This window comes from Pseudomonas sp., from assembly GCF_030147005.1.
GTDB lineage: Bacteria > Pseudomonadota > Gammaproteobacteria > Pseudomonadales > Pseudomonadaceae > Aquipseudomonas.
Window position 1 is genome coordinate 1 of the sequence record NZ_JASLAW010000206.1, and the last position, 26,754, is coordinate 26,754.

24 protein-coding genes are annotated in these 26,754 nt (G+C 62.1%); 12 read left to right on the plus strand and 12 right to left on the minus strand.

The genetic code is table 11. The features are described 5' to 3' along the window. The first annotated feature begins 649 nt into the window (after positions 1-649). The 6 genes from Q1V60_RS19415 to Q1V60_RS19440 all read left to right on the plus strand — a co-directional run bounded on the left by Q1V60_RS19415 (position 650) and on the right by Q1V60_RS19440 (position 6,233). Complete coding sequence (locus Q1V60_RS19415) at positions 650-1,465, plus strand: NAD(P)-dependent oxidoreductase (protein WP_300633581.1); 816 nt, start codon at positions 650-652, stop codon at positions 1,463-1,465. A 30-nt stretch (positions 1,466-1,495) separates the two neighbouring features. Then, positions 1,496-2,371, plus strand: coding sequence for an SMP-30/gluconolactonase/LRE family protein (locus Q1V60_RS19420; protein ID WP_300633583.1), 876 nt, complete (start codon positions 1,496-1,498; stop codon positions 2,369-2,371). 51 nt (positions 2,372-2,422) lie between these two features. After that, positions 2,423-3,385 carry a TRAP transporter substrate-binding protein gene (locus Q1V60_RS19425; protein ID WP_300633585.1) on the plus strand — a complete coding sequence of 321 codons (963 nt, stop codon included), beginning with the start codon at positions 2,423-2,425 and terminating at the stop codon, positions 3,383-3,385. 74 nt (positions 3,386-3,459) lie between these two features. Beyond that, positions 3,460-3,987 carry a TRAP transporter small permease gene (locus Q1V60_RS19430; RefSeq protein ID WP_300633587.1) on the plus strand — a complete coding sequence of 176 codons (528 nt, stop codon included), beginning with the start codon at positions 3,460-3,462 and terminating at the stop codon, positions 3,985-3,987. A 1-nt stretch (position 3,988) separates the two neighbouring features. Next, positions 3,989-5,269, plus strand: coding sequence for a TRAP transporter large permease (locus tag Q1V60_RS19435; RefSeq protein ID WP_122682907.1), 1,281 nt, complete (start codon positions 3,989-3,991; stop codon positions 5,267-5,269). 94 nt (positions 5,270-5,363) lie between these two features. Next, positions 5,364-6,233 (plus strand): aldose 1-epimerase, encoded by an 870-nt coding sequence (locus Q1V60_RS19440; protein ID WP_300633591.1) that lies wholly within the window; start codon positions 5,364-5,366, stop codon positions 6,231-6,233. A gap of 109 nt (positions 6,234-6,342) precedes the next feature. Here the strand turns inward: Q1V60_RS19440 and Q1V60_RS19445 are convergent, their stop codons facing one another. The 6 genes from Q1V60_RS19445 to Q1V60_RS19470 all read right to left on the minus strand — a co-directional run bounded on the left by Q1V60_RS19445 (position 6,343) and on the right by Q1V60_RS19470 (position 13,529). Then, on the minus strand, positions 6,343-7,488 hold the full coding sequence (locus Q1V60_RS19445) for an HlyD family secretion protein (protein WP_300633593.1): 1,146 nt from the start codon (positions 7,486-7,488) through the stop codon (positions 6,343-6,345). Then, positions 7,485-9,131 carry an MFS transporter gene (locus Q1V60_RS19450; RefSeq protein ID WP_300633595.1) on the minus strand — a complete coding sequence of 549 codons (1,647 nt, stop codon included), beginning with the start codon at positions 9,129-9,131 and terminating at the stop codon, positions 7,485-7,487. The genes Q1V60_RS19445 and Q1V60_RS19450 overlap by 4 nt, the downstream gene beginning before the upstream one ends. Positions 9,132-9,443: 312 nt before the next feature. Beyond that, entirely contained in the window at positions 9,444-10,922 is a 1,479-nt protein-coding gene (locus Q1V60_RS19455) for a DASS family sodium-coupled anion symporter (RefSeq protein WP_300633597.1), read from the minus strand. A 162-nt stretch (positions 10,923-11,084) separates the two neighbouring features. Then, positions 11,085-11,897: a sulfite exporter TauE/SafE family protein gene (locus Q1V60_RS19460; protein ID WP_300633599.1), complete on the minus strand. Its 813-nt coding sequence runs from the start codon at positions 11,895-11,897 to the stop codon at positions 11,085-11,087. Further along, complete coding sequence (locus Q1V60_RS19465) at positions 11,898-13,142, minus strand: FAD/NAD(P)-binding oxidoreductase (RefSeq protein WP_300633601.1); 1,245 nt, start codon at positions 13,140-13,142, stop codon at positions 11,898-11,900. Positions 13,143-13,193: 51 nt separating this feature from the next. After that, positions 13,194-13,529 carry a metalloregulator ArsR/SmtB family transcription factor gene (locus Q1V60_RS19470; RefSeq protein ID WP_300633603.1) on the minus strand — a complete coding sequence of 112 codons (336 nt, stop codon included), beginning with the start codon at positions 13,527-13,529 and terminating at the stop codon, positions 13,194-13,196. 94 nt (positions 13,530-13,623) lie between these two features. On the opposite strand from Q1V60_RS19470, the gene Q1V60_RS19475 reads away from it, so the two are divergent. Beyond that, entirely contained in the window at positions 13,624-14,487 is an 864-nt protein-coding gene (locus tag Q1V60_RS19475; RefSeq protein WP_300633605.1) for an MBL fold metallo-hydrolase, read from the plus strand. 3 nt (positions 14,488-14,490) lie between these two features. Here the strand turns inward: Q1V60_RS19475 and bkdR are convergent, their stop codons facing one another. Then, positions 14,491-14,979 carry a Bkd operon transcriptional regulator BkdR gene (gene bkdR / locus Q1V60_RS19480; protein WP_003174877.1) on the minus strand — a complete coding sequence of 163 codons (489 nt, stop codon included), beginning with the start codon at positions 14,977-14,979 and terminating at the stop codon, positions 14,491-14,493. A 194-nt stretch (positions 14,980-15,173) separates the two neighbouring features. Here bkdR and Q1V60_RS19485 point away from each other — a divergent pair, with 194 nt between their 5' ends. The 5 genes from Q1V60_RS19485 to Q1V60_RS19505 all read left to right on the plus strand — a co-directional run bounded on the left by Q1V60_RS19485 (position 15,174) and on the right by Q1V60_RS19505 (position 21,330). Then, entirely contained in the window at positions 15,174-16,409 is a 1,236-nt protein-coding gene (locus tag Q1V60_RS19485) for a 3-methyl-2-oxobutanoate dehydrogenase (2-methylpropanoyl-transferring) subunit alpha (RefSeq protein WP_300633609.1), read from the plus strand. Position 16,410: 1 nt separating this feature from the next. Then, positions 16,411-17,469, plus strand: a complete 1,059-nt coding sequence (locus tag Q1V60_RS19490) for an alpha-ketoacid dehydrogenase subunit beta (RefSeq protein WP_300633611.1) — start codon at positions 16,411-16,413, stop codon at positions 17,467-17,469. Next, complete coding sequence (locus Q1V60_RS19495) at positions 17,470-18,732, plus strand: dihydrolipoamide acetyltransferase family protein (RefSeq protein WP_300633612.1); 1,263 nt, start codon at positions 17,470-17,472, stop codon at positions 18,730-18,732. Positions 18,733-18,736: 4 nt separating this feature from the next. After that, positions 18,737-20,116 (plus strand): dihydrolipoyl dehydrogenase, encoded by a 1,380-nt coding sequence (gene lpdA / locus Q1V60_RS19500; protein ID WP_300633614.1) that lies wholly within the window; start codon positions 18,737-18,739, stop codon positions 20,114-20,116. Between the two features lie 194 nt (positions 20,117-20,310). Continuing rightward, on the plus strand, positions 20,311-21,330 hold the full coding sequence (locus tag Q1V60_RS19505) for a branched-chain amino acid aminotransferase (protein WP_300633615.1): 1,020 nt from the start codon (positions 20,311-20,313) through the stop codon (positions 21,328-21,330). Positions 21,331-21,393: 63 nt separating this feature from the next. Here Q1V60_RS19505 and Q1V60_RS19510 read toward each other — a convergent pair whose 3' ends face one another. From Q1V60_RS19510 to Q1V60_RS19530, 5 genes are all read right to left on the minus strand, one after another. Next, positions 21,394-22,284, minus strand: coding sequence for a GNAT family acetyltransferase (locus tag Q1V60_RS19510; RefSeq protein ID WP_300633616.1), 891 nt, complete (start codon positions 22,282-22,284; stop codon positions 21,394-21,396). Positions 22,285-22,427: 143 nt separating this feature from the next. Further along, a complete protein-coding gene (locus Q1V60_RS19515; protein WP_300633618.1) occupies positions 22,428-23,261 on the minus strand; it encodes a TIGR03915 family putative DNA repair protein in 834 nt (277 codons plus the stop codon). Then, entirely contained in the window at positions 23,258-24,478 is a 1,221-nt protein-coding gene (locus Q1V60_RS19520; protein ID WP_300633620.1) for a putative DNA modification/repair radical SAM protein, read from the minus strand. The genes Q1V60_RS19515 and Q1V60_RS19520 overlap by 4 nt, the downstream gene beginning before the upstream one ends. 176 nt (positions 24,479-24,654) lie before the next feature. After that, a complete protein-coding gene (locus Q1V60_RS19525) occupies positions 24,655-25,992 on the minus strand; it encodes a SidA/IucD/PvdA family monooxygenase (protein ID WP_300633621.1) in 1,338 nt (445 codons plus the stop codon). Between the two features lie 120 nt (positions 25,993-26,112). Beyond that, a complete protein-coding gene (locus Q1V60_RS19530) occupies positions 26,113-26,595 on the minus strand; it encodes a sigma-70 family RNA polymerase sigma factor (RefSeq protein WP_300633623.1) in 483 nt (160 codons plus the stop codon). Positions 26,596-26,754 lie beyond the last annotated feature (159 nt).

The window sequence follows — 26,754 nt, forward strand, 5'->3', positions numbered from 1 at the left end:
CCTGTGGCCTGTGGCTTGTGACCTGTGACTTGCGACCTGTGGCCTGTGACCTGCGACCTGTGACTTGCGACCTGTGGCCTGTGGCTTGTGACCTGTGACTTGCGACCTGTGGCCTGTGACCTGCGACCTGTGACTTGCGACCTGTGGCCTGTGGCCTGTGGCTTGCGACCTGTGACCTGTGACCTGTGACCGGTGGCTTGCGACCTGTGACCTGTGGCTTGTGACCTGCGACCTGTGACTTGCGACCTGTGGCCTGTGGCTTGCGACCTGTGGCCTGTGACCTGTGGCTTTTGACCTATGACCCTGTGACCCTGTGACTGTGACTGTGACCGTGACCGTGACCGTGACCCTGTGACCGTGACCCTGTGACACTGTGACTGTGACCGTGACCGTGACCGTGACCCTGTGACCTGTGGCGAGGGAGCTTGCTCCCGCTGGATTGCGTAGCAGTCCCGTTTTATGGGGCCGCTTCGCGACCCAGCGGGAGCAAGCTCCCTCGCCACGGTACAGCGCTGCTTTCTAACCGACTGGCACAGTCCCCCTCCACCTTTGAGCTCGCTCGTCTGCAAGGACATTGACAACCCGGGGAATCCCTAACACTATTTCGGCATAGTCATACGACAACCTACAACAAAAAATTGGAATGCTCATGACCACCACGACCGCCGTTCCCTTCAACCGTATCCTGCTAACCGGCGCCGCCGGCGGCCTGGGTAAAGTCCTGCGCGAACGCATGCGCCCTTACGCCAAGGTACTGCGCCTGTCAGACATCGCCGACATGGCCCCCGCCGCCGCCCACGAAGAAGTGCAAACCTGCGATCTTTCCGACAAACAGGCCGTGCACCATCTGGTGGAAGGCGTTGATGCGATCCTGCATTTTGGCGGCGTGTCGGTGGAGCGCTCCTTTGAAGAAGTGCTCGGCGCGAATATCAGTGGCATCTTCCACATCTACGAAGCCGCGCGCCGTCATGGGGTAAAACGCGTGATCTTCGCCAGCTCCAACCATGTGATCGGCTTCTACAAACAAGGCGAAAAAATCGACGCCCACTCACCGCGCCGCCCGGACAGCTACTACGGCCTGTCCAAGTCCTACGGCGAAGACATGGCGAGTTTCTACTTCGACCGCTACGGTATCGAGACCGTCAGCATTCGCATCGGCTCTTCGTTCCCGCAACCGCAGAACCGCCGGATGATGCATACCTGGCTGAGCTTCGACGACCTGACCCAACTGCTCGAACGCGCGCTGTACACGCCGAACGTCGGCCATACCGTGGTCTACGGCATGTCGGACAACCTCGACACCTGGTGGGACAACCGCTACGCCGCGCACCTGGGCTTTGCGCCCAAGGACAGCTCCGAAGTGTTCCGCGCCCAGGTCGAGGCGCAGCCGCCGGTGGCTGATAATGACCCAGCCAAAATCTATCAAGGCGGCGCGTTCTGCGCGGCGGGACCGTTCGGTGACTGAGTTCACAGCAACCCAAGGGAATGAGTGGCCATGAGTGCAGAATTGATTGTCGACGCCCGCAACGCCGTGGGCGAATGCCCGGTGTGGGTGCCCGAGGAAAACGCCCTGTACTGGGTGGATATCCCCAACGGTTGCCTGCAGCGTTGGGACGCGGCCACCGGCCAAGTCGCAACGTGGCAGGCCCCGCAGATGCTCGCCTGTATAGCTCGCACGGACAAAGGCGATTGGGTCGCCGGCATGGAGTCCGGTTTTTTCCAACTGGCCCCGCACAACGATGGCAGCCTCCACGCCACGCCTCTGGCCAGCGTCGAGCACGCGCGCGCAGACATGCGCCTTAACGACGGCCGCTGTGACCGCCAGGGCCGCTTCTGGGCCGGCAGCATGGTGCTGGACATGAGCTTGAACGCCGCCGAGGGCGTCCTTTATCGCTACGCCTCTGGCGCTGCGCCCCATGCACAGTTGGGCGGTTTCATCACCCTCAACGGCCTGGCGTTCAGTCCCGATGGCCGCACGATGTACGCCTCGGATTCACACCCGTTGGTGCAGCAGATCTGGGCCTTCGACTACGACGTCGACACCGGCACGCCGTCCAACCGCCGCGTGTTCGTCGACATGCACCAACACCTCGGGCGGCCCGACGGCGCAGCGGTAGACGCGGACGGCTGCTACTGGATCTGCGCCAACGATGCCGGCTTGATCCATCGCTTCACCCCGGACGGCCGCCTCGATCAGTCGCACCACGTACCGGTCAAAAAACCCACCATGTGCGCCTTCGGCGGCAGTCGGCTGGACACCCTGTATGTCACCTCGATCCGTGACGATGCGAGCGAACAGTCACTGTCCGGCGGCGTGTTCGCCCTCACCCCCGGCGTCCAGGGACTGCCCGAACCCCGCTTCACCCTCTAGCTGCATCGCTGTGCCTTGAATACAACAATAACAAGACAGGAATGACCGCCCATGGACTTCAAACGCACCTTGCTCGCCGCCACACTCGTCGCCCTCAGCGGCGCCGCCCAGGCACTGGAAATCAAATTCGCCGACGTCCACCCCGCCGGCTACCCCACCGTTGTCGCCGAAGAAAACATGGGCAAGGCCCTGACCAAGGAAAGTAACGGCGAACTGACCTTCAAGTACTTCCCCGGCGGCGTGCTGGGCTCGGAAAAGGAAGTGGTCGAACAGGCCCAGGTCGGCGCCGTGCAGATGACCCGCGTCAGCCTCGGCATCGTCGGCCCGGTGGTGCCGGACGTCAACGTGTTCAACTTGCCCTTCGTGTTCCGTGATCAGGCGCACATGCGCAAAGTCATCGACGGCGAGATTGGTGACGAAATCCTCGCCAAGATCACTAATTCGCAGTTCGGCCTGGTCGCCCTGGCCTGGATGGACGGCGGCACGCGCAACCTCTACACCAAGAAACCGGTGCGCAAAATCGAAGACCTCAAGGGCATGAAAATTCGCGTCCAGGGCAACCCGCTGTTCATCGATGCCTTCAATGCGATGGGCGCCAACGGCATCGCCATGGACACTGGCGAGATTTTCAGCGCATTGCAGACCGGCGTGATCGACGGCGCGGAAAACAACCCGCCGACGCTGCTCGAGCACAACCATTTCCAGAACGCCAAGTACTACACCCTCACCGAGCATTTGATCCTGCCCGAGCCCATCGTGATGTCGAAGATAACCTGGGACAAGCTCACCCCCGCGCAGCAGGACATGGTCAAGAAAGCCGCCAAGGCCGCCCAGGCTGACGAGCGTGTGTTGTGGGACGCCAAGTCCGCCAGCAGTGAAGAAAAACTCAAGAAGGCCGGGGTGGAATTCATCACGGTCGACAAAAAACCCTTCTATGACGCCACCGCGGAGGTTCGCGCCAAGTACGGCGCGAAGTACGCCGACATCATCAAGCGTATCGACGCCGTTCAATAACGCCCTCCTCCCTGACAAGGCCCGGCGCGGTCCGTTGCTCCAGCAGCGAGCCGCGCCCGGTTACGGTGAACGCCATGAAGAATCTACTGCTGCGCATCAATGACCGCATTTACATGACCTGCATCTGGGTCGCCGGCCTCTCGGTGCTTGGGGTCGCACTGATCATTCCCTGGGGCATTTTCGCCCGCTACGTCCTCGGCACCGGCTCAAGCTGGCCGGAGCCCACCGCCATCCTGCTGATGCTGGTGTTCACCTTTATCGGTGCCGCCGCCAGCTACCGCGCCGGTGCGCATATGTCGGTCGCCATGGTCACCGACCGCTTGCCTGCCGCCCAACGCCGCGTCATCGGCATTGTTTCGCAGCTGCTGATGGGCGCCATCTGTTTGTTCATGACGATCTGGGGCGCCAAGTTGTGCCTGTCCACCTGGAACCAGTTCATGAGCGCCATCCCTACCCTGCGGGTAGGCATCACCTATATGCCGATCCCGATTGGCGGTTTGCTGACGTTGATATTCGTGGTGGAAAAACTGCTGCTGGGCGACCAGAGCAACCGGCGCGTGGTGCGCTTCGACCTGGTGGAAGAAAGCGAAGGGGCCGCCTGATATGGACGCATTGATTCTGTTGGGCAGCTTTATCGCCTTGATCCTGATCGGCATGCCGGTGGCCTATGCCCTGGGCTTATCGGCGCTGATCGGCGCGTGGTGGATCGACATTCCGTTCCAGGCCCTGATGATTCAAGTGGCGGGTGGGGTGAACAAGTTTTCACTGATGGCGATTCCGTTCTTCGTGCTGGCCGGGGCGATCATGGCCGAGGGCGGCATGTCGCGGCGGTTGGTGGCGTTTGCCGGCGTGCTGGTGGGCTTCGTGCGCGGCGGTTTGTCCTTGGTCAACATCATGGCCTCGACCTTCTTCGGCGCGATCTCCGGCTCGTCGGTGGCCGATACCGCGTCGGTCGGTTCAGTGCTGATTCCGGAGATGGAACGCCGTGGCTATCCGCGGGAGTTTGCCACCGCGGTGACGGTCAGCGGCTCGGTGCAGGCGCTGCTGACACCGCCCAGCCATAACTCGGTGCTTTACTCCCTGGCGGCGGGCGGCACCGTGTCCATCGCCTCGCTGTTCATGGCCGGCGTCGTGCCAGGCTTGTTGATGAGCGCATGCCTGATGGTGCTGTGCCTGATCTTCGCGAAAAAGCGCGATTACCCCAAAGGCGAAGTCATCCCCTTGAAGCAGGCGCTGAAAATCGCCGCCGATGCGCTCTGGGGCCTGATGGCCATGGTGATCATCCTCGGCGGCATTCTGTCGGGCATCTTCACCGCCACCGAGTCCGCCGCGATTGCGGTGCTGTGGGCGTTCTTCGTGACCATGTTCATCTACCGTGACTACAAATGGCGCGAGCTGCCCAAGCTGATGCACCGCACGGTGCGCACCATTTCCATCGTGATGATCCTGATCGCCTTCGCCGCCAGCTTCGGCTACATCATGACCCTGATGCAGATCCCGGCGAAGATCACCACGCTGTTTCTGACCCTGTCGGACAACCGCTACGTGATCCTGATGTGCATCAACGCGATGCTGCTGTTGCTCGGCACGGTGATGGACATGGCGCCGCTGATCCTGATCCTCACGCCGATCCTGTTGCCGGTGGTCCTCGGCATCGGCGTCGACCCGGTGCATTTCGGCATGATCATGCTGGTGAACCTGGGGATCGGCCTGATCACCCCGCCGGTGGGCGCGGTGCTGTTCGTGGGTGCGGCGGTGGGCAAGGTCAGTATCGAGAAGACCGTGAAGGCGCTGCTGCCGTTCTATGCGGTGCTGTTTCTGGTATTGATGGCCGTGACCTACATTCCGGCGCTGTCGCTGTGGTTGCCGAGCGTGGTCCTGTAAACCCAGGCTTCCAGACAGCCGATCCACTGTGGGAGCCAGCTCCCACAGTTTTGAATCCTGAGTGTCTGTTTCACTTCACAGGGGCAGGTCAACCGTGTCTTTGAACCTCATCGAGCTTACGGATCAACTCACTCATCTGGTGCTCGCCCCGTCCATCGGCGGCAGCATCCTCAACTGGAGCGTAGGCGCCACCGGCCAACCCTTGCTGCGACATAGCGACCAGCACGCAATCAACACCGGGCTGCCCGGCAAGCTGAGCTGTTATCCATTGGCGCCGTGGTCCAATCGAATTGCCGCAGGCGGCTTCGACAACCCCGATGGCTGGCTGGCCCTGGCCCCCAACAGCCTCACCGACCCGCTGCCGATTCATGGCTCGGCCTGGCAACAGGCGTGGCAGGTCGTGAGCCAGTCGGCGCATGAGGTGGTGCTGGAGATGCTGTGCGACACGCCGTTCGCCTACCGGGCCGAACAACGGTTTCGCTTGCGCGACGGTGTGCTGACGGTTGAATTGCGCGTGACTCATCTGGCCGAAAACGCGGCGTGGCATGGGCTGGGGCTGCACCCGTATTTGCCACGGCGTGCGGGTACACGATTGCAGGCCCAGGCTGCGCAAGTATGGTTGAGCGATGCGGCCAAGCTGCCGACGCAATTGGCGGCGGTACCGCAGGATTGGGATTTCAGGCAACCCAAAACGCTACCCGAAGGGCTGGTGGACAATGGATTCCGTGGGTGGGATGGGTACTGCCTGATCGAACAACCGGAGCTTGGCTACACCCTCGAATGCCAGGCCAGCGGTGCCGATTACTTCCTGCTGTACTGCCCGCCAGGGTTGGAATTTTTCTGCATCGAGCCGGTCAGCCACCCGGTGAATGCCCATCACTTGCCGGGAAGGCCTGGCCTTAAGTTGTTGGAACAAGGGCAGTCCACACACCTCAACTTCACCTTGCAATACCGCCCACTATAGGGGCGAGCTTGCTCGCGAAAAACCAGAGAACACCCGGGGAATCAGATTCCCGCGTTATCGTTGACGCCCCTCGCGAGCAAGCTCGCTCCTACAGGGATAAACGCCGGCCTCAAGGTGGGGAGTTTTTCAGGCGGCCGGCGGTATCGATACTCACCACCACCGACAACCCCGGTCGCAGCCGCTCACTCTCGGCCTGGTCCGGGTCCACCGTGATCCGCACCGGCACGCGCTGGGCGATCTTGACAAAGTTGCCGGTGGCGTTGTCCGCCTGCAACAGGCTGAACTCCGACCCGGTCGCCGGGGAAATATGCTGCACCGTGCCGTGAAACTTGCGGTGGTTCAGCGCATCCACGGTGAAGGTCACCGGCTGGCCGACCTGCACATTGTCCATCTGGGTTTCTTTCATATTGGCGATCACCCATAACTGCTTGGGCACCAGCGCCATCAACTGCGCGCCGGAGTTGACGTACGCCCCCAGGCGCACGCCAATCTGCCCCAGCTGGCCGTCCCGAGGCGCGGTGATGCGGGTGTTGGACAGATCAATTCGCGCCAACTCAACCGCCGCTTCCGCGCTGGCCACCGCCGCTTCCAGAGAGCCGCGATTGACGATCACCGTTTGCAGGTCCTGTCGGGCGATTTCCAGGCTGGCCTGGGCCTGGGCCACGGCGGCGACGGTCTGCGCATTGGCGGCACGGGTCACGTCCAGTTCACGCCTGGACACCGAGCCGTCGCTGATCAAGGCCTCATTGCGGCGCAAGTCAGCGGTGCTTTTGCGGGCCTGGGCCTGGCTGTCGACCAGCGCGGCCTGGCGCAACTTGATGGTCGCTTCGGCGCTGTTGCGTTGCTGCACCACATTGGCCAACGATGCTTTCTGCACCGCCAGTTGCGCCAAGGCCTGGTCCAGGCGCTGCTTGTAGATGCGGTCATCGAGGCGCACCAGCAGGTCGCCGGCTTTCACATACTGGAAGTCCTGCACCGGCACTTCGAATACATAGCCGCTGAGCTGCGGGCCGATAATCGTCACCTGCCCACGCACCAAGGCATTTTCTGTGGTTTCCACGGCACTGCTGAACGGCGGCAGTTGCCAGGCGTACAGCACAATCAGCACGCCGACGATGGCAACCGCGGCAAAGCCCAGGGACGAAAGGATGCGTACCCGCAATGAGCGCGGTTCGGTTACTGCGGCGCCCGGCGGCGTGGTGCCCTCGGGCGTGGAGGCGATGGCGTTGGTAGTGGTGGTCGTGGGTTCGGTCATGAAGAGGCGCCGACAGGTTGAACAGGAGGGGTCGCTGCTTTGGTGGTACTCATCAGCCAGAGGCTGCGGATAAAGATCCAGAGCATGGTCAGGATCGCGATGATCGCGATCAGCATGAAGACATCGTTGTAAGCCATCACTTTCGCTTCACGGGTGGCCGCCGTAGCCAGGCTGCGAATGCCCATGAGGTTGCGCAATTCCGGGTCGGCGACGATACCGCCATAGGCCGAGCCACCACTTTGCACCCGCGCCGCCACACGGGGGTCTAGCAAGGTCAGGTGCTCGGTGATCATGCTGGAGTGATACTTCTCGCGCACGACCTGGAAGGTGCCCAGCAACGCCGCGCCGATCAGGCCGCCGAGGTTCTGGCAAATCCCGAACATCACCGAAAAACTCACCAGGTTGCGCGGGTTGGTCAGCACGTTCTTGGTGCCCAGCACCATGGTCGGCCCCAGAAAGAACGTACCGCCGAAGCCTAGCAGGAACTGGCTGATATACAGGTTCTGCGGCCGCGTCAGGTTGCTGGAGAAGCTGTCCATCACAGACCCTGTCGCCATCAGCGCCAGGGAAATCACCAGAGGCATCAGCAAATGCGCCGGGTTGATCGTCAAGGCGCTGACCACCAGCCCGGCAATCGCCCCGGCCAGCATCACCACGTACAGCGTATGCATCTGCTGGTAACTCATGTTCAGCATCTGCATGAAACCCACCGCGCCGGTGGACTGTTCGGACAGCACCATACGAATCAGGATCACCGCCAACGCCAGGCGAATCATGGTGCCACTGCCCAGCCAGCGGGTCATCAGCATCGGGTTGGCGCGATTATGCTCGATGGCCAACCCGGCCATGATCAGCACCAGCGAACAGGCCGAGGCGATGCCGATCCAGGGCGCTTCCAGCCACCAGTCGATGCGGCCCAGGGACAACACCGCGCAGAGCAAGGCGACACCGGTGGCGAGGATCGCAAAGGTCAGGAAATCGAGTTTTTCAAAGGTTTTGAAGCGGTCGCCAGGCGGCAATTTAAGCAGGAACACACACCCCAGGCAGATCAACGCCAGGCCCAGTTCGAACAGGTACAAGCCGCGCCATTCGGCGATTTGCAGCAAATCCTCGGAAAACAGCCGCGCCAGGGGTAACGCCAGTTGCGCGGTGCCCAGCCCCAGCACCAGGGCTTTGAGGCGCCACTTGGCCGGGAACGCCTGGATCATGTAGTACAAGCCCAACGAACTCAGCGCCGCCCCCACCATGCCGTGGGCCGCCCGCACGGCGATGGCCGAGTTGAGATCGTTGACGAACAAGTGGCCGAAGGTCACCAGCGCATACAACACCAGGAACACTTCGGTAAACGCACGCAGGCCGAATTGCTGACGAAACTTCACCAGCAGCAGGTTCATGCACACGTTGGTCATCACGTAAGCGGCGGGCAGCCAGGCCATTTCCGCCGTAGTCGCGCCAAGCGCGCCCTGCAGGTATTGCAGGTTGGCGATAACCAGCGCGTTACCCAGCCCACCGGTGATTGCCACCAGCACGCCGACCATCGCGAACAGCCAACGCTTGTGCGTCGGGTGCAACGGCGTCGACGGCGAACCGGGCAGGCTTGGCCGCTCATGCGGCTCCCAGGCGTGGGGGGTGTATTTATTCATTCAGTGGCCTTGATGAGCCGACGGGGGAAGTCGGCGGAACCATTACTCAGGGAGTGGTAAACCTGAGAGGAGTTCATCTTGCCATGCCGAAGGTACAATTGATCTTCGAAGTGTGCAGCGATCAAAAATGGGCGAGCGGGCTTGCTCGTGAAAGCAGTGGTTCAGTCACACATTTATCCAAAGTGAGTCGCTGCAAGAGCGAACCCATAAGTAGCCGTTACCTGAATAACGGATATGTACTCATTCCAGCCCAAGGGCATGGTCGGCTCGAAGGCCGCCATCGCAGGCAAGCCCCCCACATGGACTGCACGGTCAAACCCAACCCAACCAGCTCCAATACGTCGCCGCAAACACCAGCATCAGCCCATACCCGATCAACGTCACCAAAACCCCCACCTTGGCAAACTGCCGCGCCGTGAACGTCCCCGTCCCCAGGCACACCATATTCTGCGGCGCATTGATCGGCAGGATAAACCCGTAGCTCATCACAAACCCCAGCAGCATGGTCATGCCCAACCGGCTGAAATCCCCCGGCAAGGTTTGCAGCACTGCAATCAGGATCGGCAGCAATGCCGAGGTCAGCGCCGTGGCGCTGGCGAACCCCAGGTGAATCAGGATGAGGAACGCCCCAAGAATCGCAAACACCCCCAACGGTCCCACTTGATCCAGCCCCGTGTGGGCTACGACAGCAGAGCCCAGCCACTGTCCGGCCTGGGTCGTCAGCAACGCCGTGCCCAGGCTGATGCCCACGCCGAACACGATGACCGTGCCCCACGGGATCCGCGACTGCACATCCTTCCAGGTCATCACGCCGATGCCCGGCAGCAGCAGGAATACCAACCCGGCATAGGTCGTGGAGGTGGTGTCGAAACTGTGCAGCCGACCTTCTGTCGCCCAGGCCAACAGTAGTAAGACCGACACGCTCAACAGCCGCCTTTGCGGCCCGGTCATCGGTCCTATCTCTGCCAGCGACTGCGCCACCGCCTCTTTACCCCCCGGGATACTGTCGGTTTCCGGCGGCAGCAGTTTGAGCACCAGAAACAGCAACACGGCCGACATAATCAACGCCCACGGCGCACCGGCGATCAGCCAGTCGATCCACGACACGCGTTGGCCAAGCATCTTGTCCATGAAGCCGACCGTCAGCAGGTTCTGCGCAGCGGCGGTCTGTATGCCGACGTTCCAGATGCTGGTGCCTTGGGCCACTACGATCATGATTCCGGCGGCGATGTTCGAGCGCTTGTCGACGCCGAACGCGGCGATCACGCCCATCATGATCGGCACCACACAGGCACTGCGCGCGGTGGCGCTGGGCACCACAAGGCTGAGCAGGATGGTCACCGCAATCGCCCCGAGCAGGATACGCCGGGTGCTGGTGCCCACTCGACTGAGCGTGACCAGGGCGATACGCCGGTCCAGGCCGGTGTGGGTCATGGCAGCGGCGATAAACAGCGCGCCCGCCACCAGCGCCAGCGCCGGGTTGGAGAACCCGGTGAGCGCCATGCTGATCGCCGGGCTGGTGCCGATCAGGTGCGTGGGGTCCTGGATCGACGGCGCGGTGCCGAGCAGAAACGCCATGAGCGATGTGATCATGATCGCGCTGGCTTCATAGGACACCGCTTCAGTGATCCATACCACCACGGCAAACGCGAGGATCGCCAGCATGCGATGCCCGGCCACCGGCAGATCGGCGGGCAGCGGCATTAGCAGCACGCCGACCATTACCAGCACGGCGAACACCAGGCCAAGCGGCAATTTGAATGATGCAGCTGTTGTTGCGGGGGCGTTCATGGGGTGCTCCGTGAACCGTCAGATCAGGCTCGGAGCATGGCGCAAGCTGCCGCACGCGGTGTTGACGGGTATCAACGCTCCAGCCCGACTGCGCTGAAAACGCTAAAAACTCATCAGTTGCCCCCTCACCGGGAGCGTCCCGTTCCTCATTTGGACTGTAGTTCAGGCCGGAAGCAAAGCGTTCATCAGCATTCCAGCCGCCACCAGCACACACAAGCCGGCAAACCCCACCTGCAACGCACGCGCAGGAATCACTGAACACAAGCGACGCCCGGCCAACATGCCGACAATACTCGAACCGATAAACACCCAGCCCACCGGCTCGACGCTCACGCCGGCATGAAAGGCCCCCGCCACGCCGATCAACGACAGCAGGCTGACGACCATCAACGAGGTCGCGACGATGCCGCGCATCTGCACATCGGTGAGTTGCTTGAACGCCGGCACGATCAGAAAGCCACCGCCCACACCGAGCAACCCCGAGACCGCACCCGTCACCGCGCCCAATGCAGCCAGGGTGGCACTGCATTTGGCCGTCCAGGCCAGGCGCCCGGTCTGCTGGTTGAGCATGCAGTTCTTCTGGCCCCAGGAGGCGGCGCCATGGTCACTCGGCCCCGTCTCGACCTTTTCGCGCTGCAACATGCGCCAGGCCACCAGCACCATCAATGCGCTGAACAGGCCCATCAGCACCGGCTCCGACAGTTGATGGGCGACGAACACCCCCAGCGGCGAAAACAGCGCGCCAAGCAACGCGATCAATAACGCCGCCCGGTAACGCACCAGGCCATGGCGCAGGCCGTCAATCGCGCCGACCGCCGCCGCCGCGCCCACCGCGAGCAATGACACCGGCGCGGCCTGGGTCATCGTCAACCCCAGCCCCAATACCAGCGCCGGCACCCCAAGGATGCCGCCGCCCGCGCCGGTCAGGCCCATGACCAGGCCCATCAATACACCCAACACGCTTGCCAGCAGCATTCAGTCCACCTTGCTCAGGCGGGTCAGCCACTCGCGGCCCTTGAGCATGCCGTTCCAGTAGAACCACGGCAGCAATGTGGCCTTGAGGAACCACATCGAACGGCGCGCCTTGGTCGGGTCCAGAGCAAAGGTCGGCAGCAGCTTGCCGCCGTAACCGAACTCGGCCAGCACCACCTTGCCCTTCTCCACCGTCAACGGGCATGAGCCGTAGCCGTCATACTTGAGCGGCAGCGGCTTCTGTTTGCGCAGCGCCAGCAGGTTTTCGGCAACCACCACGATTTGCTTGCGCACCGCCGCAGCGGTCTTGGCGTTGGTGGTGCCGCACACATCGCCCAAACCGAAGATGTGCGCATAGCGCAGGTGTTGCAGGCTGTGGGGGTTCACCTCGCACCAGCAACCGGCGTCCGCCAGCGGGCTTTGGCGAATAAAATCCGGGGAGACTTGCGGCGGCACCACGTGCAGCAGGTCAAAGGGTTTTTCGACGACACTGACGTTGCCTTCGGCGTCCTTCACTTCAAACCAGGCCTTGCGTGCCGGGCCATCGACCTTGATCAGGTTGGCATTGAACGCCAGCCGTGCGTTGTATTTCTCCACGTACTTCATCAACGGCGGCACAAAGGCCGCCACGCCGAACAGCGCGGCACCGGCGAGGTTGAATTCAACGTCGATGTTTTTCAGGGTGCCCTGTTTAAGCCAATGATCGCAGGACAGGTACATGGCCTTCTGCGGCGCACCGGCGCATTTGATCGGCATGGCCGGCTGGGTGAAGAGTGCCTTGCCGCCCTTGAGTTGCTGCACCAGTTGCCAGGTGTAGGCGGCATGTTCGTAGCTGTAGTTGGAGGTGACGCCATGGCGGCCGAGGGTATCTTGCAGGCCCTCGATTTTTTCCCAGGCCAGGCGCAGGCCGGGACAGACCACCAAGTTGCTCCAGCTGACGCGCTGGCCGCTGTCGAGGACCAGGGTCTGCTCGTCAGGCAACAACTCGCTGACGGCGGCCTGGATCCAGGTGACACCGTTGGGCAATACGTCCGCCAGCGGGCGCCGGGTCTTGTGCAGGTCGTAGGCGCCGCCGCCGACCAGGGTCCAGGCAGGTTGGTAAGCATGGAAGTCGTTGGGTTCGATCAGGATGATGTTCAGCTGCGGGTCGCGCTTGAGCAGGCTGGCCAGCAGGCCGATGCCTGCCGAGCCGCCGCCGATGACGACGATATCGCCACTGATGGTGGGTCCCCAGTGTTGTTCGGTCATTGTCTACTGCCTTTTTGAGTCAATGCACACAAGGGTCGCTGCCGGATGGCGTCACGCCCAGCTTTTCATGACCGCGCCGCAGTACAGGCCGGACAGGGTCTTCATCACTTGAATTACTTCGTGGCTGGCCAACCCGTAGAAAATGTATTTGCCTTCCCGACGGGTGGCGACCAACCCTTCGTCACGCAGGATGCCCAACTGTTGTGACAGCGTCGGCTGACGCACGCCGGTTTGGGCTTCCAGCTCGCCGACGTTGCGCTCGCCCAGGGTCAGCTGGCACAGGATCAACAAGCGGTCTTCATTGGCCAGCGCCTTGAGCAAGGAACAGGCCTTGGACGCCGATGCACGCAACTGGGCGACCTCGCCCTCACTCAACGTAGATTCCATTTGCCTCGGCTCCGTTATCTCACTTAAGCTCAAAACATTATGTTTAAACGTAAACTGATTGTAACCACTTTTTTCTTCATCGGGGACAGCCGCCATGCCAGCGTTGATTCAAGCCTTTCTGGACGAGGCATCGTCGACCTTCACCTACATCGTCTATGAGGCCGACGGCGGTCCCTGCGCCATCGTCGATTCGGTGCTCAACTACGACCCGGCTTCCGGGCGCACCGATACCGCTCAGGCCGACAAGGTGATTGCCTTTGTCAGTGAGCATGGCCTGCAGGTGCAGTGGCTGCTTGAGACCCATGCCCATGCCGACCACTTGTCCGCCGCGCCCTACCTGCGCCGCACCTTAGGCGGCAAAATTGCGATTGGTCAGTCCATCAGCAAGGTGCAGGACGTCTTCAAGCACCTGTTCAACCTGGAGCCGGAGTTTCGCGTTGACGGCTCACAGTTCGATCACCTGTTTGCGCCGGATGAAATCTTTCATATCGGTGGCTTGCAGGCCCAGGCGCTGCATGTGCCCGGGCATACCCCGGCGGATATGGCTTATCTGATCGATGGCCGCTTGATTCTGGTGGGCGACACCCTGTTCATGCCCGACGTCGGCACCGCCCGCTGCGACTTCCCCGGCGGTGATGCGCGCCAGTTGTACGCGTCGATGCGCAAGCTGTTGGCGTTCCCGCCCCAGACTCAGTTGTATGTGTGCCATGACTACCCGCCCGAGGGTCGAGCGGCCAAGTGCCAGACCACCGTGGCCGAACAGCGCGCGGAGAATATCCATGTGCATGATGGGGTGGACGAGGCGGCGTTTGTAGAGATGCGCACCACCCGTGATGCCGGGCTGGGCATGCCGACGCTGTTGCTACCGGCGATCCAGGTGAATGTGCGGGCGGGAAACATGCCGCCTGCGCAAGACAATGGCGTCACTTACCTCAAGATTCCTATCAACCAACTTTAGGAATCAGGAACCGAGGCTTATACCGTTCGCCGGCAACGGCAACGCGGTTTTGTAGCGCACTTGCTTGAGGGCAAAGCTTGAACGAATGTTCGCAACCCCTGGCACCTTGGTCAGAAAATCCATCATGAAACGCTCCAGCGACTGGATCGTCGGCACCAGCACCCGGATCAGGTAATCCGGGTCGCCGGCCATCAGGTAACACTCCATCACTTCCGGCCGGTCCGAGATCGCGCCTTCGAACTGCTGCAACGCCAGTTCGTTCTGCTTTTCCAGGCTTACATGGATGAACACATTGACATGCAGCCCCAGCAGGTCGGCGTCCAGCAGCGTGACCTGCTCGCGGATCAGGCCCAGTTCTTCCATTGCTTTAACCCGGTTGAAGCACGGCGTGGGCGACAGGTTGACCGAGCGGGCCAGGTCGGCGTTGGTGATGCGGGCATTCTCCTGCAAGGCATTGAGAATGCCGATGTCGGTACGGTCCAGTTTGCGCATGAGACAAAATCACCTGTTTATTATGTTTATGCAGTTTTTTTATCCGCAAATGATCTTGAGCGCAATGAAACACAGATAAATATTCTTCTACGCCACGCCTATGATTGTTGTAGGACAAGATTTCTTCTACCCGAAGACTGACTGTCAGCTAGCGCGCCCACTACAAGAAATTCACAAGATCGAGCGTAGAAGCCATGACTCAGCAGTATGAACCACTGCGCCTGCACGTCCCTGAACCCTCGGGCCGTCCAGGCTGCAAGACCGACTTCACCTACCTGCGCCTGACCGACGCCGGCCTGGTGCGCAAACCTGCCATTGACGTAGAACCGGCCGACACCGCCGACCTGGCCAAGGGCCTGATCCGCGTGCTCGACGACCAGGGCCAGGCCCTGGGCCCGTGGGCCGAGGGCGTCAGCGTGGAGATCATGCGCAAAGGCATGCGCGCGATGCTCAAGACGCGCATCTTCGACAACCGCATGGTGGTTGCCCAGCGCCAGAAAAAAATGTCGTTCTACATGCAAAGCCTCGGCGAAGAGGCCATCGGCAGCGCCCAGGCCCTGGCCTTGAACATCGACGACATGTGCTTCCCCACCTACCGCCAGCAAAGCATCTTGATGGCCCGCGAAGTGCCGCTGGTGGACCTGATCTGCCAACTGCTGTCCAACGAACGCGACCCGCTCAAAGGCCGCCAGTTGCCGATCATGTACTCGGTCAAAGACTCGGGTTTCTTCACTATTTCCGGCAACCTCGCCACCCAGTTCGTACAGGGCGTGGGCTGGGGCATGGCCTCGGCGATCAAGGGCGATACCAAGATTGCCTCGGCCTGGATCGGCGATGGCGCCACGGCTGAATCCGACTTCCACACCGCCCTCACCTTCGCCCACGTCTACCGCGCGCCGGTGATCCTCAATGTGGTCAACAACCAATGGGCCATCTCCACCTTCCAGGCCATCGCCGGCGGTGAAGCCACGACGTTCGCCGGACGCGGCGTGGGTTGCGGTATCGCCTCGCTGCGTGTCGACGGCAATGACTTTGTCGCCGTGTACGCCGCCTCCGCCTGGGCCGCCGAGCGTGCGCGTCGTAACCTGGGGCCAAGCCTGATCGAGTGGGTCACCTACCGCGCCGGTCCGCACTCGACTTCCGATGATCCGTCCAAGTACCGCCCCGCCGATGACTGGAGCCACTTCCCGTTGGGCGACCCGATCGCCCGTCTCAAGCAGCACCTGATCAGGATTGGCCAGTGGTCCGAAGAGGAGCACGCGGCGGTCAGTGCCGAACTTGAAGCCGAAGTCATCGCCGCACAAAAACAGGCCGAACAGTACGGCACCCTTGCCGGTGGCCAGATTCCAAGCGCCGCGACCATGTTCGAAGACGTCTATAAAGAGATGCCGGAGCACTTGAAGCGCCAGCGTCAAGAGTTGGGGGTGTGACATGAACGATCACAACAACAGCATCGAACTGGAAACCGCCATGACCACCACCACCATGACCATGATCCAGGCCCTGCGCTCGGCCATGGATGTGATGCTTGAACGTGACAACAACGTGGTGGTGTTCGGCCAGGACGTCGGTTACTTCGGCGGCGTGTTCCGCTGCACCGAAGGCTTGCAGACCAAGTACGGCAGCTCACGGGTATTCGACGCCCCGATTTCCGAAAGCGGCATCATCGGCGTGGCGGTGGGCATGGGCGCCTACGGCCTGCGCCCGGTCGCGGAAATCCAGTTCGCCGACTACGTCTACCCCGCCACCGACCAGATCATCTCCGAAGCCGCGCGCCTGCGTTATCGCTCGGCCGGCCAGTTCACCGCGCCGTTGACCATGCGCATGCCCTGCGGCGGCGGCATCTACGGCGGTCAGACCCACAGCCAGAGTATCGAAGCGGTGTTCACCCAGGTCTGCGGCCTGCGCACGGTGATGCCGTCCAACCCCTATGACGCCAAGGGCCTGCTGATCGCCTCCATCGAAAACGATGACCCGGTGATCTTCCTGGAACCCAAGCGCCTGTATAACGGCCCGTTCGATGGCCATCACGACCGCCCGGTAACGCCGTGGTCCAAACACCCGCAAGCCCAGGTGCCGGACGGTTACTACACTGTGCCGCTGGACGTGGCCGCCATCGTGCGTCCGGGTTCGGCCGTGACCGTGCTGACTTACGGCACCACCGTGTATGTGTCGCAAGTCGCCGCCGAAGAAACCGGCATCGACGCCGAAGTCATCGACCTGCGCAGCCTGTGGCCGCTGGACCTGGACACCATCGTCACCTCGGTGAAAAAGACCGGCCGTTGCGTCGTGGTGCATGAAGCCACGCGCACCTGCGGTTTCGGCGCCGAGCTGGTGGCGCTGGTGCAGGAACACTGCTTCCACCACCTGGAAGCGCCGATCGAGCGCGTCACCGGTTGGGACACCCCCTACCCGCACGCGCAGGAGTGGGCGTATTTCCCAGGCCCGTCCCGTGTGGGCGCGGCGTTGAAACGGGTCATGGAGGTCTGAATGGGCACGCACGTTATCAAGATGCCGGACATTGGCGAAGGCATCGCGGAAGTTGAACTGTCGCAGTGGCATGTGAAGGTCGGCGACCTGGTCGTCGAAGACCAGGTGCTGGCCGATGTGATGACCGACAAGGCGATGGTGGATATTCCCTCGCCGGTCCACGGCAAGGTGATTTCCCTCGGTGGCGAGCCGGGCGAGGTCATGGCGGTGGGCAGTATTTTGATCAGCATTGAAGTGGAAGGCGCCGGTAATGCCAAGGAAGCGCCGGCGGTAGCCGCCCCCGTGGAAAAAACCGCACCTGTGGTAGAGAGCAAGCCGGCACCGGTGGTCGAAAGCAAGCCCGCGCCTGCTGCGGCCAAGGCTCAGGCGCCCGTGGCCCGTGAGGCCAATGAGCGCCCGCTGGCCTCCCCCGCCGTGCGCAAGCATGCCCTGGATGCGGGTATCCAGTTACGCCTGGTACAGGGCTCCGGCCCGGCCGGGCGGATTTTGCATGAAGACCTCGACGCTTACCTTCAGCAAGGCGCGAGCACAACCTCGGCCACCGCCAACCCCTATGCCGAACGCAACGACGAGCACCAGATTCCGGTGATCGGCATGCGCCGCAAAATCGCCCAGCGCATGCAGGACGCCACCCGCCGCGCCGCGCATTTCAGCTATGTGGAAGAAATCGACGTCACGGCGCTGGACGAGCTGCGCGTGCACCTCAATGAAAAACACGGCGCCACACGTGGCAAGCTCACCCTGCTGCCGTTCATCGTGCGCGCCATGGTGGTGGCACTGCGCGAGTTTCCGCAGATCAACGCCCGCTACGACGACGAAGCCCAGGTCATCACCCGCCTCGGCGCGGTGCATGTGGGCGTCGCCACCCAGAGCGACGTCGGCCTGATGGTGCCGGTGGTGCGTCACGCCGAGGCGCGCAGCCTGTGGGGCAATGCCGAAGAAATCGCGCGTTTGGCCACGGCGGCGCGCAACGGCAAGGCCAGCCGCGAAGAGCTGTCGGGGTCGACCATCACCCTGACCAGCCTCGGCGCGCTGGGCGGCATTGTCAGCACGCCGGTGCTGAACCTGCCGGAAGTGGCAATCGTCGGCGTCAACCGCATCGTCGAGCGGCCGATGGTGATCAAGGGCCAGATCGTGGTACGCAAGATGATGAACCTCTCCAGCTCGTTCGATCACCGTGTGGTCGATGGCATGGACGCGGCGCAATTCATCCAGGCCATTCGCGGCCTGCTCGAACAACCCGCCAGCCTGTTCCTGGAGTAAGGGCATGACTCAGACATTACACACCACCCTGCTGATTATCGGCGGCGGCCCTGGCGGTTATGTGGCCGCGATTCGTGCCGGCCAACTGGGCATCCCGACCATTCTGGTGGAAGGCCAGGCATTGGGGGGCACTTGCCTGAACATCGGCTGCATTCCATCCAAGGCCATGATCCACGTGGCCGAACAGTTCCAGCAAAGCATGCACCACAGCCAGGGCTCGCCACTGGGCATTGAAGTGGCTGTGCCGACCCTGGACATCCGCAAAAGCGTGGAATGGAAAGACGGCATCGTCGACCGCCTGACCACCGGCGTCGCCGCGCTGCTCAAGAAGCACAAGGTGCAGGTGATTCACGGCTGGGCCGAGGTGGTGGACGGCAAGACGGTCGACGTGGGCGAGCAGCGCATTCAGTGCGAACACCTGCTGCTGGCCACCGGATCGAAAAGTGTCGAACTGCCGATGCTGCCGCTTGGCGGGCCGGTCATCTCGTCCACCGAAGCGCTGGCACCGAGCAGCGTACCGAAGCGGCTGATAGTGGTGGGTGGCGGCTATATCGGCCTGGAACTTGGGATTGCCTACCGCAAGCTCGGGGCCGAGGTCAGTGTGGTCGAGGCTCAGGAGCGTATCCTGCCGGCTTACGACGCCGAGCTGACCCAGCCGGTCGGCGAGTCGCTCAAGCAACTGGGGGTCAAACTCTTCCTCAAGCACAGCGTCACGGGTTTTACCGATAACTGCCTGCAAGTGCGCGACCCGAATGGCGACACACTCTCGCTGGAGACGGACCAGGTGCTGGTGGCCGTGGGCCGCAAACCCAACACCCAGGGCTGGAACCTCGAAGCGCTGAACCTTGCAATGAACGGCGCGGCGATCAAAATCGACAGCCGCTGCCAGACCAGTATGCGTAACGTTTGGGCCATCGGCGACGTGAGCGGCGAGCCGATGCTGGCGCACCGGGCCATGGCCCAGGGCGAAATGGTTGCCGAACTGGTCAGCGGTAAGTCCCGCGAGTTCAACCCGGCGGCGATCCCCGCCGTGTGCTTTACCGACCCGGAAGTGGTGGTGGTCGGCAAGACGCCGGACGACGCCCAGGCGGCAGGCTTGGACTGCATCGTGTCGAGCTTCCCTTTCGCGGCCAATGGCCGGGCGATGACGCTGGAATCGAAAACCGGCTTCGTACGCGTCGTGGCGCGGCGTGACAACCACCTGATTGTCGGCTGGCAGGCTGTAGGGGTGGGCGTGTCCGAGCTGTCCACTGCGTTTGGCCTGAGCCTGGAAATGGGTTCGCGCCTGGAAGACGTGGCCGGCACCATCCATGCCCACCCGACCTTGGGTGAAGCGGTGCAGGAAGCGGCTTTGAGAGCTTTGGGGCACGCCCTGCATCTATAAACAGGACGGTTTCTGTGGCGAGGGAGCTTGCTCCCGCTGGGGTGCGAAGCCCCCCCAAAAGCCGGCGACTGCTGCGCAGCCAAGCGGGAGCAAGCGCCCTCGCCACAACAAGCCCGCTCCCACACCGACCAAGAATGCAGTATTGTTGCGCCCATCCAGAAAAAAATCCGACTTGACCAGAGATAGAGGGTGTCATGGGTAACGAGAGCATCAATTGGGACACGCTGGGTTTTGACTACATCAAAACCGACAAGCGGTTTCTCCAGGTCTGGAAAAACGGCGAATGGCAAGACGGCACCCTGACCGACGACAACGTGCTGCACATCAGCGAGGGCTCCACCGCCCTGCATTACGGCCAGCAATGCTTTGAAGGCCTCAAGGCCTATCGCTGCAAGGACGGCTCGATCAACCTGTTCCGTCCGGACCAGAACGCCGCGCGCATGCAACGCAGCTGCGCCCGCCTGCTGATGCCGCATGTGTCGACCGAAGACTTCATCGAAGCCTGCAAACAAGTGGTCAAGGCCAATGAGCGCTTCATTCCGCCTTACGGCAGCGGCGGCGCGCTGTACCTGCGCCCGTTCGTGATCGGCACCGGTGACAACATCGGTGTGCGCAGCGCGCCGGAATTCATCTTCTCGGTGTTCGCAATCCCGGTCGGCGCCTATTTCAAAGGCGGGCTGGTGCCGCACAACTTCCAGATCTCCACTTTCGACCGCGCCGCGCCACAGGGCACCGGGGCCGCTAAAGTGGGCGGTAACTATGCCGCCAGCCTGATGCCGGGCGCGCAAGCGAAGAAATCCGGCTTCGCCGATGCGATTTACCTGGACCCGATGACCCATTCGAAAATCGAAGAAGTCGGCTCGGCCAACTTCTTCGGCATCACCCATGACAACCAGTTCATCACGCCGAAGTCGCCTTCGGTACTGCCAGGCATCACCCGCCTGTCGCTGATCGAACTGGCCCAGACCCGCCTGGGCCTGGACGTAGTCGAGGGCGAAGTGTTCATCGACAAGCTGGATCAGTTCAAGGAAGCCGGCGCCTGCGGTACCGCTGCGGTGATCTCGCCAATCGGTGCCATCGAGCACAACGGTAAACGCCACGTGTTCCACAGCGAAACCGAAGTGGGCCCAGTCACTCAGAAGCTCTACAAAGAGCTGACGGGCGTGCAGACCGGCGATGTTGAAGCGCCGGCGGGTTGGATCGTCAAGGTCTGATGCCTGTGCGGGAGGGGCACGTCGATTCGTCGCGCCGCCCCTCCCACTCTGGCCTCCCTCATTTCAAGCGTGAGGAATATTCCCGGCAATCTTCTTGCCCATGCTGATCCTCGGCTCCACCCCGTATCCCAACGCCTCGTAAAACGCCACCACTGCGTCATTGCCGCCGGTGATCTGCAGGTTGATCTTCATGCAGCCCAACGCCGTCAATGCCTGTTCCGCATACCGCACCAATGACGATCCCAGCCCGTGGCGACGATAGTCGGCATGCACCGCCACCGAATACAACCAGCCACGATGGCCGTCATACCCGGCGAGAATCGTACCGATCACGGCTTTCTTGTCTGTCGCGACAAAGAACAACCCGTCATTGACCGCCAGCTTCTTATCAATCGCCAGGCTCGGCAGGTTATGCGCGGTGTCATAGCCAAACGCCTCCTGCCACAACTCAATCACTTGGGCACGGTGCTGACGGTCGCGGTATGGGCCGATGGGATGCCGAGACAACAGCGCTTTTTCCATGACCAGCGTGCGCTCGTTGCCGTGGTAGACATCGCGCACGGTGTGAAAACCCAGCTTGCTATAGAACGGCTCGGCGGTCAGCGAAGAGGGCACACTCAACACCGTCACCCCGGCTTCACGGGCGCGCAACTCGATCTCGATCATCAGCAGGCGACCAATGCCCTGCCCTTGCAGCGCCGGGTTAACGAAGACCGAGCGCACCACGTTGGCGTCGAGAGCGGCCGTGGCGACGATCACCTGATCCTGGGTGGCCACCAGCACGACACGGCGCTTGAGCAACTCCAGCACCGCATCGGGGGTGAAATTATTCGCCACACGAGCTATCACATCCGCCGGGTAATCCTGTGCATTACTGCTGTGCAAGGCCGCGAGGATGACGTGGCTGATGCCTTCGGCATCGGCGGTTTGGGCAAGACGAACAGCGGTAGACATGATTGCTCCTGGCTGAGGGCGCTCCAACAGACACCACAATACCAATGTGGAAGGCGGCTTGCCCCCCGATTACGAGGGTCCAGCTAGCGATAATCTGACTGAACCACCGCTATCGGGTGCAAGCCCCCTCCCACACTTTCTATCTAACCGTGCCCGCCTGAAATGCGTTTTCCGGGTTTGGCGCCCACCAGCCTGGCCTGCCCATCCTTCTGTTTGCCGGTGCGCGCCTCGCTGATAAGCCCCGGAATCAACTTGCCCTCCGGCAGGTTCTTCCAGAACCGGCTCGGTAAATGCCCTTCCATCACCTTGGGGTTCAACCGCGCCGGGTTGAAGATGTGGCTGTAGTAGGTGAGCCACATGGCGCTGTGCGGGTCTTCAACGTTCTGCGCCAGCTGCTGCCATGCCTCGGGGCAGCGGCGTTGGTGAATCAGCTGCTCGCCGTCGTAATACACCCCATCCAGCGGCGTTGCGATCATCCAGCGATGACGGCCCATGCGCCCCACAAAATGCTGGCTGGCACTTTTCAAAATATCGTGGGCCGGTTCGTGCCAGGCCACGTACTCCGGCAGCTCGGGCCCCGCCCCGGCCGGCAAGGCGATAAACCGCACGAACGCATGCAAGTGGTGGGCTTCCCGGCTGACCTGCTTGATGCGCCGCTGCAATTCGCTGCCCAGTTTGTCGCCTGCCAGCATCGCCGTGCGATCGCCATGGCTGACCCGCCACAGCACTTCATACAACAGGCTCCAACGCTGATCGCCGTGGTAACAGGCAGCCGACTCCAGCAATTGCAGCAACGCCTTGGGGATGCGCGCCTGGAACGGACCCGGCTCGGACGGAATGGGCTGGTCGGTGGCAAACAAATCCGCAACCTCGGCCTCGCCCCAACTCACCTGGCTGGGGTCGACCTGATGGCTGAGCAGCCAGCGCGCCTGTTCACGCCAGGTGCTGAACAGGTTGTCGCATTCCAGGCTGATCATCCCCACAACCCCATCTGTTGCGGTTGCGGGCGATCGCGCAGCTGTTCGCGCAGCAACACGCTGGTGCTGTCCGCTTGCTGCGGGTGGTAATCGCTGGTGATGAAAAACGGCTTGGCCTTGGCCAGCACGCAGCGCATGCGCGCCAGGTCTTCGAAACGGATCTTGCGTTCGCGGCGCAGGTCCACCAGACGCTGGGTGGTGCGCAGGCCGATGCCGGGGATGCGCGCGATCAAGGTCGGTTCGGCGCGGTTCAGGTCCAGGGGGAACACCTCGCGATGTTCCAGGGCCCACGCCAGCTTGGGGTCGATATCCAAGGCCAGGTGGCCAGGGCCTTCGAACAGCTCATTGGCGCTGAAACCGTAGCTGCGCAAGAGGAAGTCGGCCTGGTACAGGCGATGCTCGCGCATCAGCGGCGGCGCGGCCAGGGGCACGCTTTTCGGGCTGTTGGGGATGGGGCTGAATGCCGAGTAATACACGCGGCGCAGCTTGTAATTGCCATACAAGGCTTCGGCACCGTGCAGGATGGTGCTGTCGTCGGTGTCATCGGCGCCGACGATCATCTGCGTGCTCTGCCCGGCCGGGGCGAAGCGCGGTGCGCGGGGTTCGTTGAACACCGTCTGTTCACCGGTGTAGATGGTCTGCATGGCCTGTTTGATCGAGACGATCTGCTTTTCGGGCGCCAGGGTTTGCAGGCTGGCATCGGTGGGCAGTTCGATATTCACGCTCAGGCGGTCGGCATAACGCCCGGCTTCGGTGATCAGGGCCGGGTCGGCTTCGGGGATGGTCTTGAGATGGATATAGCCGCGAAAATCGTGTTCTTCGCGCAGCAGTTTGGCGACTCGCACCAACTGTTCCATGGTGTAGTCGGCTGACCGGATGATGCCCGAACTGAGAAACAAGCCACTGACGCAATTGCGCTTGTAGAAGTCCAGGGTCAGGGTGACCACCTCTTCCGGGCTGAACCGCGCACGGGGCACATCGCTGGAGCGGCGGTTGACGCAATACTGGCAGTCGTAGAGACAGAAGTTGGTAAGCAGCACCTTGAGCAGCGACACGCAACGGCCGTCGGGCGTGTAGCTGTGGCAAATGCCCATGCCATCGGTGGAACCCAGCCCCGCCTTGCCTTCGGAGCTGCGCTTGGGTGCGCCACTGCTGGCGCACGAAGCATCGTACTTGGCGGCGTCGGCGAGAATGCTGAGTTTTTCGATCAACTGCATGGAGAGCTACCGATACTGGTTTTTTGTACAGTATCAGCGACCACCCCTTGTCACAAGTACCGTCCGTAGGAGCGCTTCTGTGGCGAGGGCGCTTGCCCCCGCTCGGGTGCGAAGCGCCCGCAAGCTTTTGGGGCCGCTTCGCAGCCCGGCGGGAGCAAGCGCCCTCACCACAACAATCAGCTTGCAGTGGCGAGCAGCAGATCCTGCACCGAACGCGCGCTGCCACGGCTACGGTCATTGCCATATAACGACGCGGCAATTTCATCCGCGCGAATCGGCAACACCGACAGCAACGTATCGCTCAAACCATGGCTGGCCTGGCTGAACCCCTGGATGTAAATGCCGGCCTTGCAGCGTTCGTCGGTGACGATGCGATAGTCACGCGCCACTTCGAAATCACCCATATAAGCTTCCAACGGCGCGAGCAGTTCTCTGTGCATCTGGCGCTCGTAGCCGGTGGCGAGGATCACCGCGTCGTAGTGGCTCACGCCGGTTTCGCCGGTGGCGTTGTTGCGCAGCACCAGTTCGATGCCCAGCGGGCCGGGGGTGGCCTTTTCGACGATGGTCATGGTGCGAAACGCCTGGCGCGCGATGCCGGAGACTTTCTGCCGATAAAAGATGCCGTAGATGCGTTCGATCAAATCCAGATCCACCACCGAATAGTTGGTGTTCTGGTACTCGGCCACCAACCGCTCACGCTCAGCGCCGACTTGCTGGAACACCAGGTCGGTAAAGGCCGGCGAGAACACTTCGTTGACGAACGGGCTGTCATCGGCGGGTTTGAGCGCCGAGCCGCGCAGGATCAGGTCGACCTGCACCGACGGGAAGCTGTCGTTGAGGTCGATAAAGGCTTCGGCGGCGCTCTGGCCACCGCCGATCACCGCGATGCGCATGGCTTTGCCGTCGACACACGGCTGGCTGGCCATGCGCTCAAGGTACTGGGAATGGTGGAACACCCGGCCGTCGCCCCTGAGCGCCTTGAACGCTTCGGGAATACGCGGCGTGCCACCGGCGCTGACCACCACCGAGCGCGTGGTGCGTACGTGCTGTTCGCCGTCGGCATCCCTGGAAATCACGCGCAGCGCTTCCACCTGCTGCTGATGCAGGATGGGCTCGATGGCCAGTACTTCCTCGCCGTAGTTCGCCTGGGCCTGGAACTGCCCGGCGACCCAGCGCAGGTAGTCGTTGTACTCCATGCGGCATGGGTAGAACGTGCCCAGGTTGATGAAGTCCACCAGGCGGTCGTGGGCCTTGAGGTAATTGACGAAGGAGTACGGGCTGGTGGGGTTGCGCAGGGTCACCAGATCCTTGAGGAAGGAAATCTGCAATTCGCTCTGGGTCACCAGGGTATTGCCGTGCCAGCGGTAATCGGCTTGTTTGTCGAGGAACAGCACGTCCAGTTTGCCCTGGGCCTTCTCACGCTCCTGCAGGGCGATGGCCAGCGCCAGGTTCGAAGGGCCAAAGCCGATACCGATCAGGTCGTGAACCGCGGGCGAAGCAATTGCCTGTGTCATTCCAGTGTCCTCTGGATAAGCCCCTTGGCGGTTGGGGCGGGAATACCTTCATGGCCTGAACAACAGGCCGTGTGTTGATAGGAAACGAGGACAGTGAAATAAAATTTAACTAACGGCGCTTCAGTGCGCTTCCCACTCACGCACGCGCAGCCGGCAGTGCTTCATGGCGTTGACGATGTGTTTTTCCACCAGGGCGCGGGAAATGCACAGGCGCTCGGCGATTTGCAGGTGGGACAGACCGTCGAGCTTGCGCAACAGAAAACTGTCGCGGCAGGCCGCCGGCAACTCGGCCAGGGCGCGCTCGAGCATCTCCAGGCGCTGGCGCTGGTCGTGGGCCGTGTGTGGTGAACACGGGGCGAAGCGTTCTTCGCTGTCCAGCACCTCCAGCGGCTCGACCTGGCGCAGGGCGTTGCGCCGATGGCCGTCGATCACCAGGTTCAACGCGGTGCGGTACAGGAACGCGCGCGGCTGTGCGATCGGGGTGGCACTGGAACGCTCCAACACCCGCACATACGCGTCATGCACCACATCCTCGGCCACCTGACGGTTGCCCAGCTTGGCGTTGAGGAAACACACCAGCTCGCGATAGTAGTTTTCCAACATGACTCCTGGCCCCATGGCCGTGGTGCTGACACTCGATGAATACCGAAGGACTTACAGAAGTTGCCGTAAAAGCCGCTCATCCGGTGGTTGAACAAGTCGCCGAGACCCCGCCGGAGCTGGAGCCTGCCCCGCCTGCGGTGGTTGCCGAAGCGCCTGCCC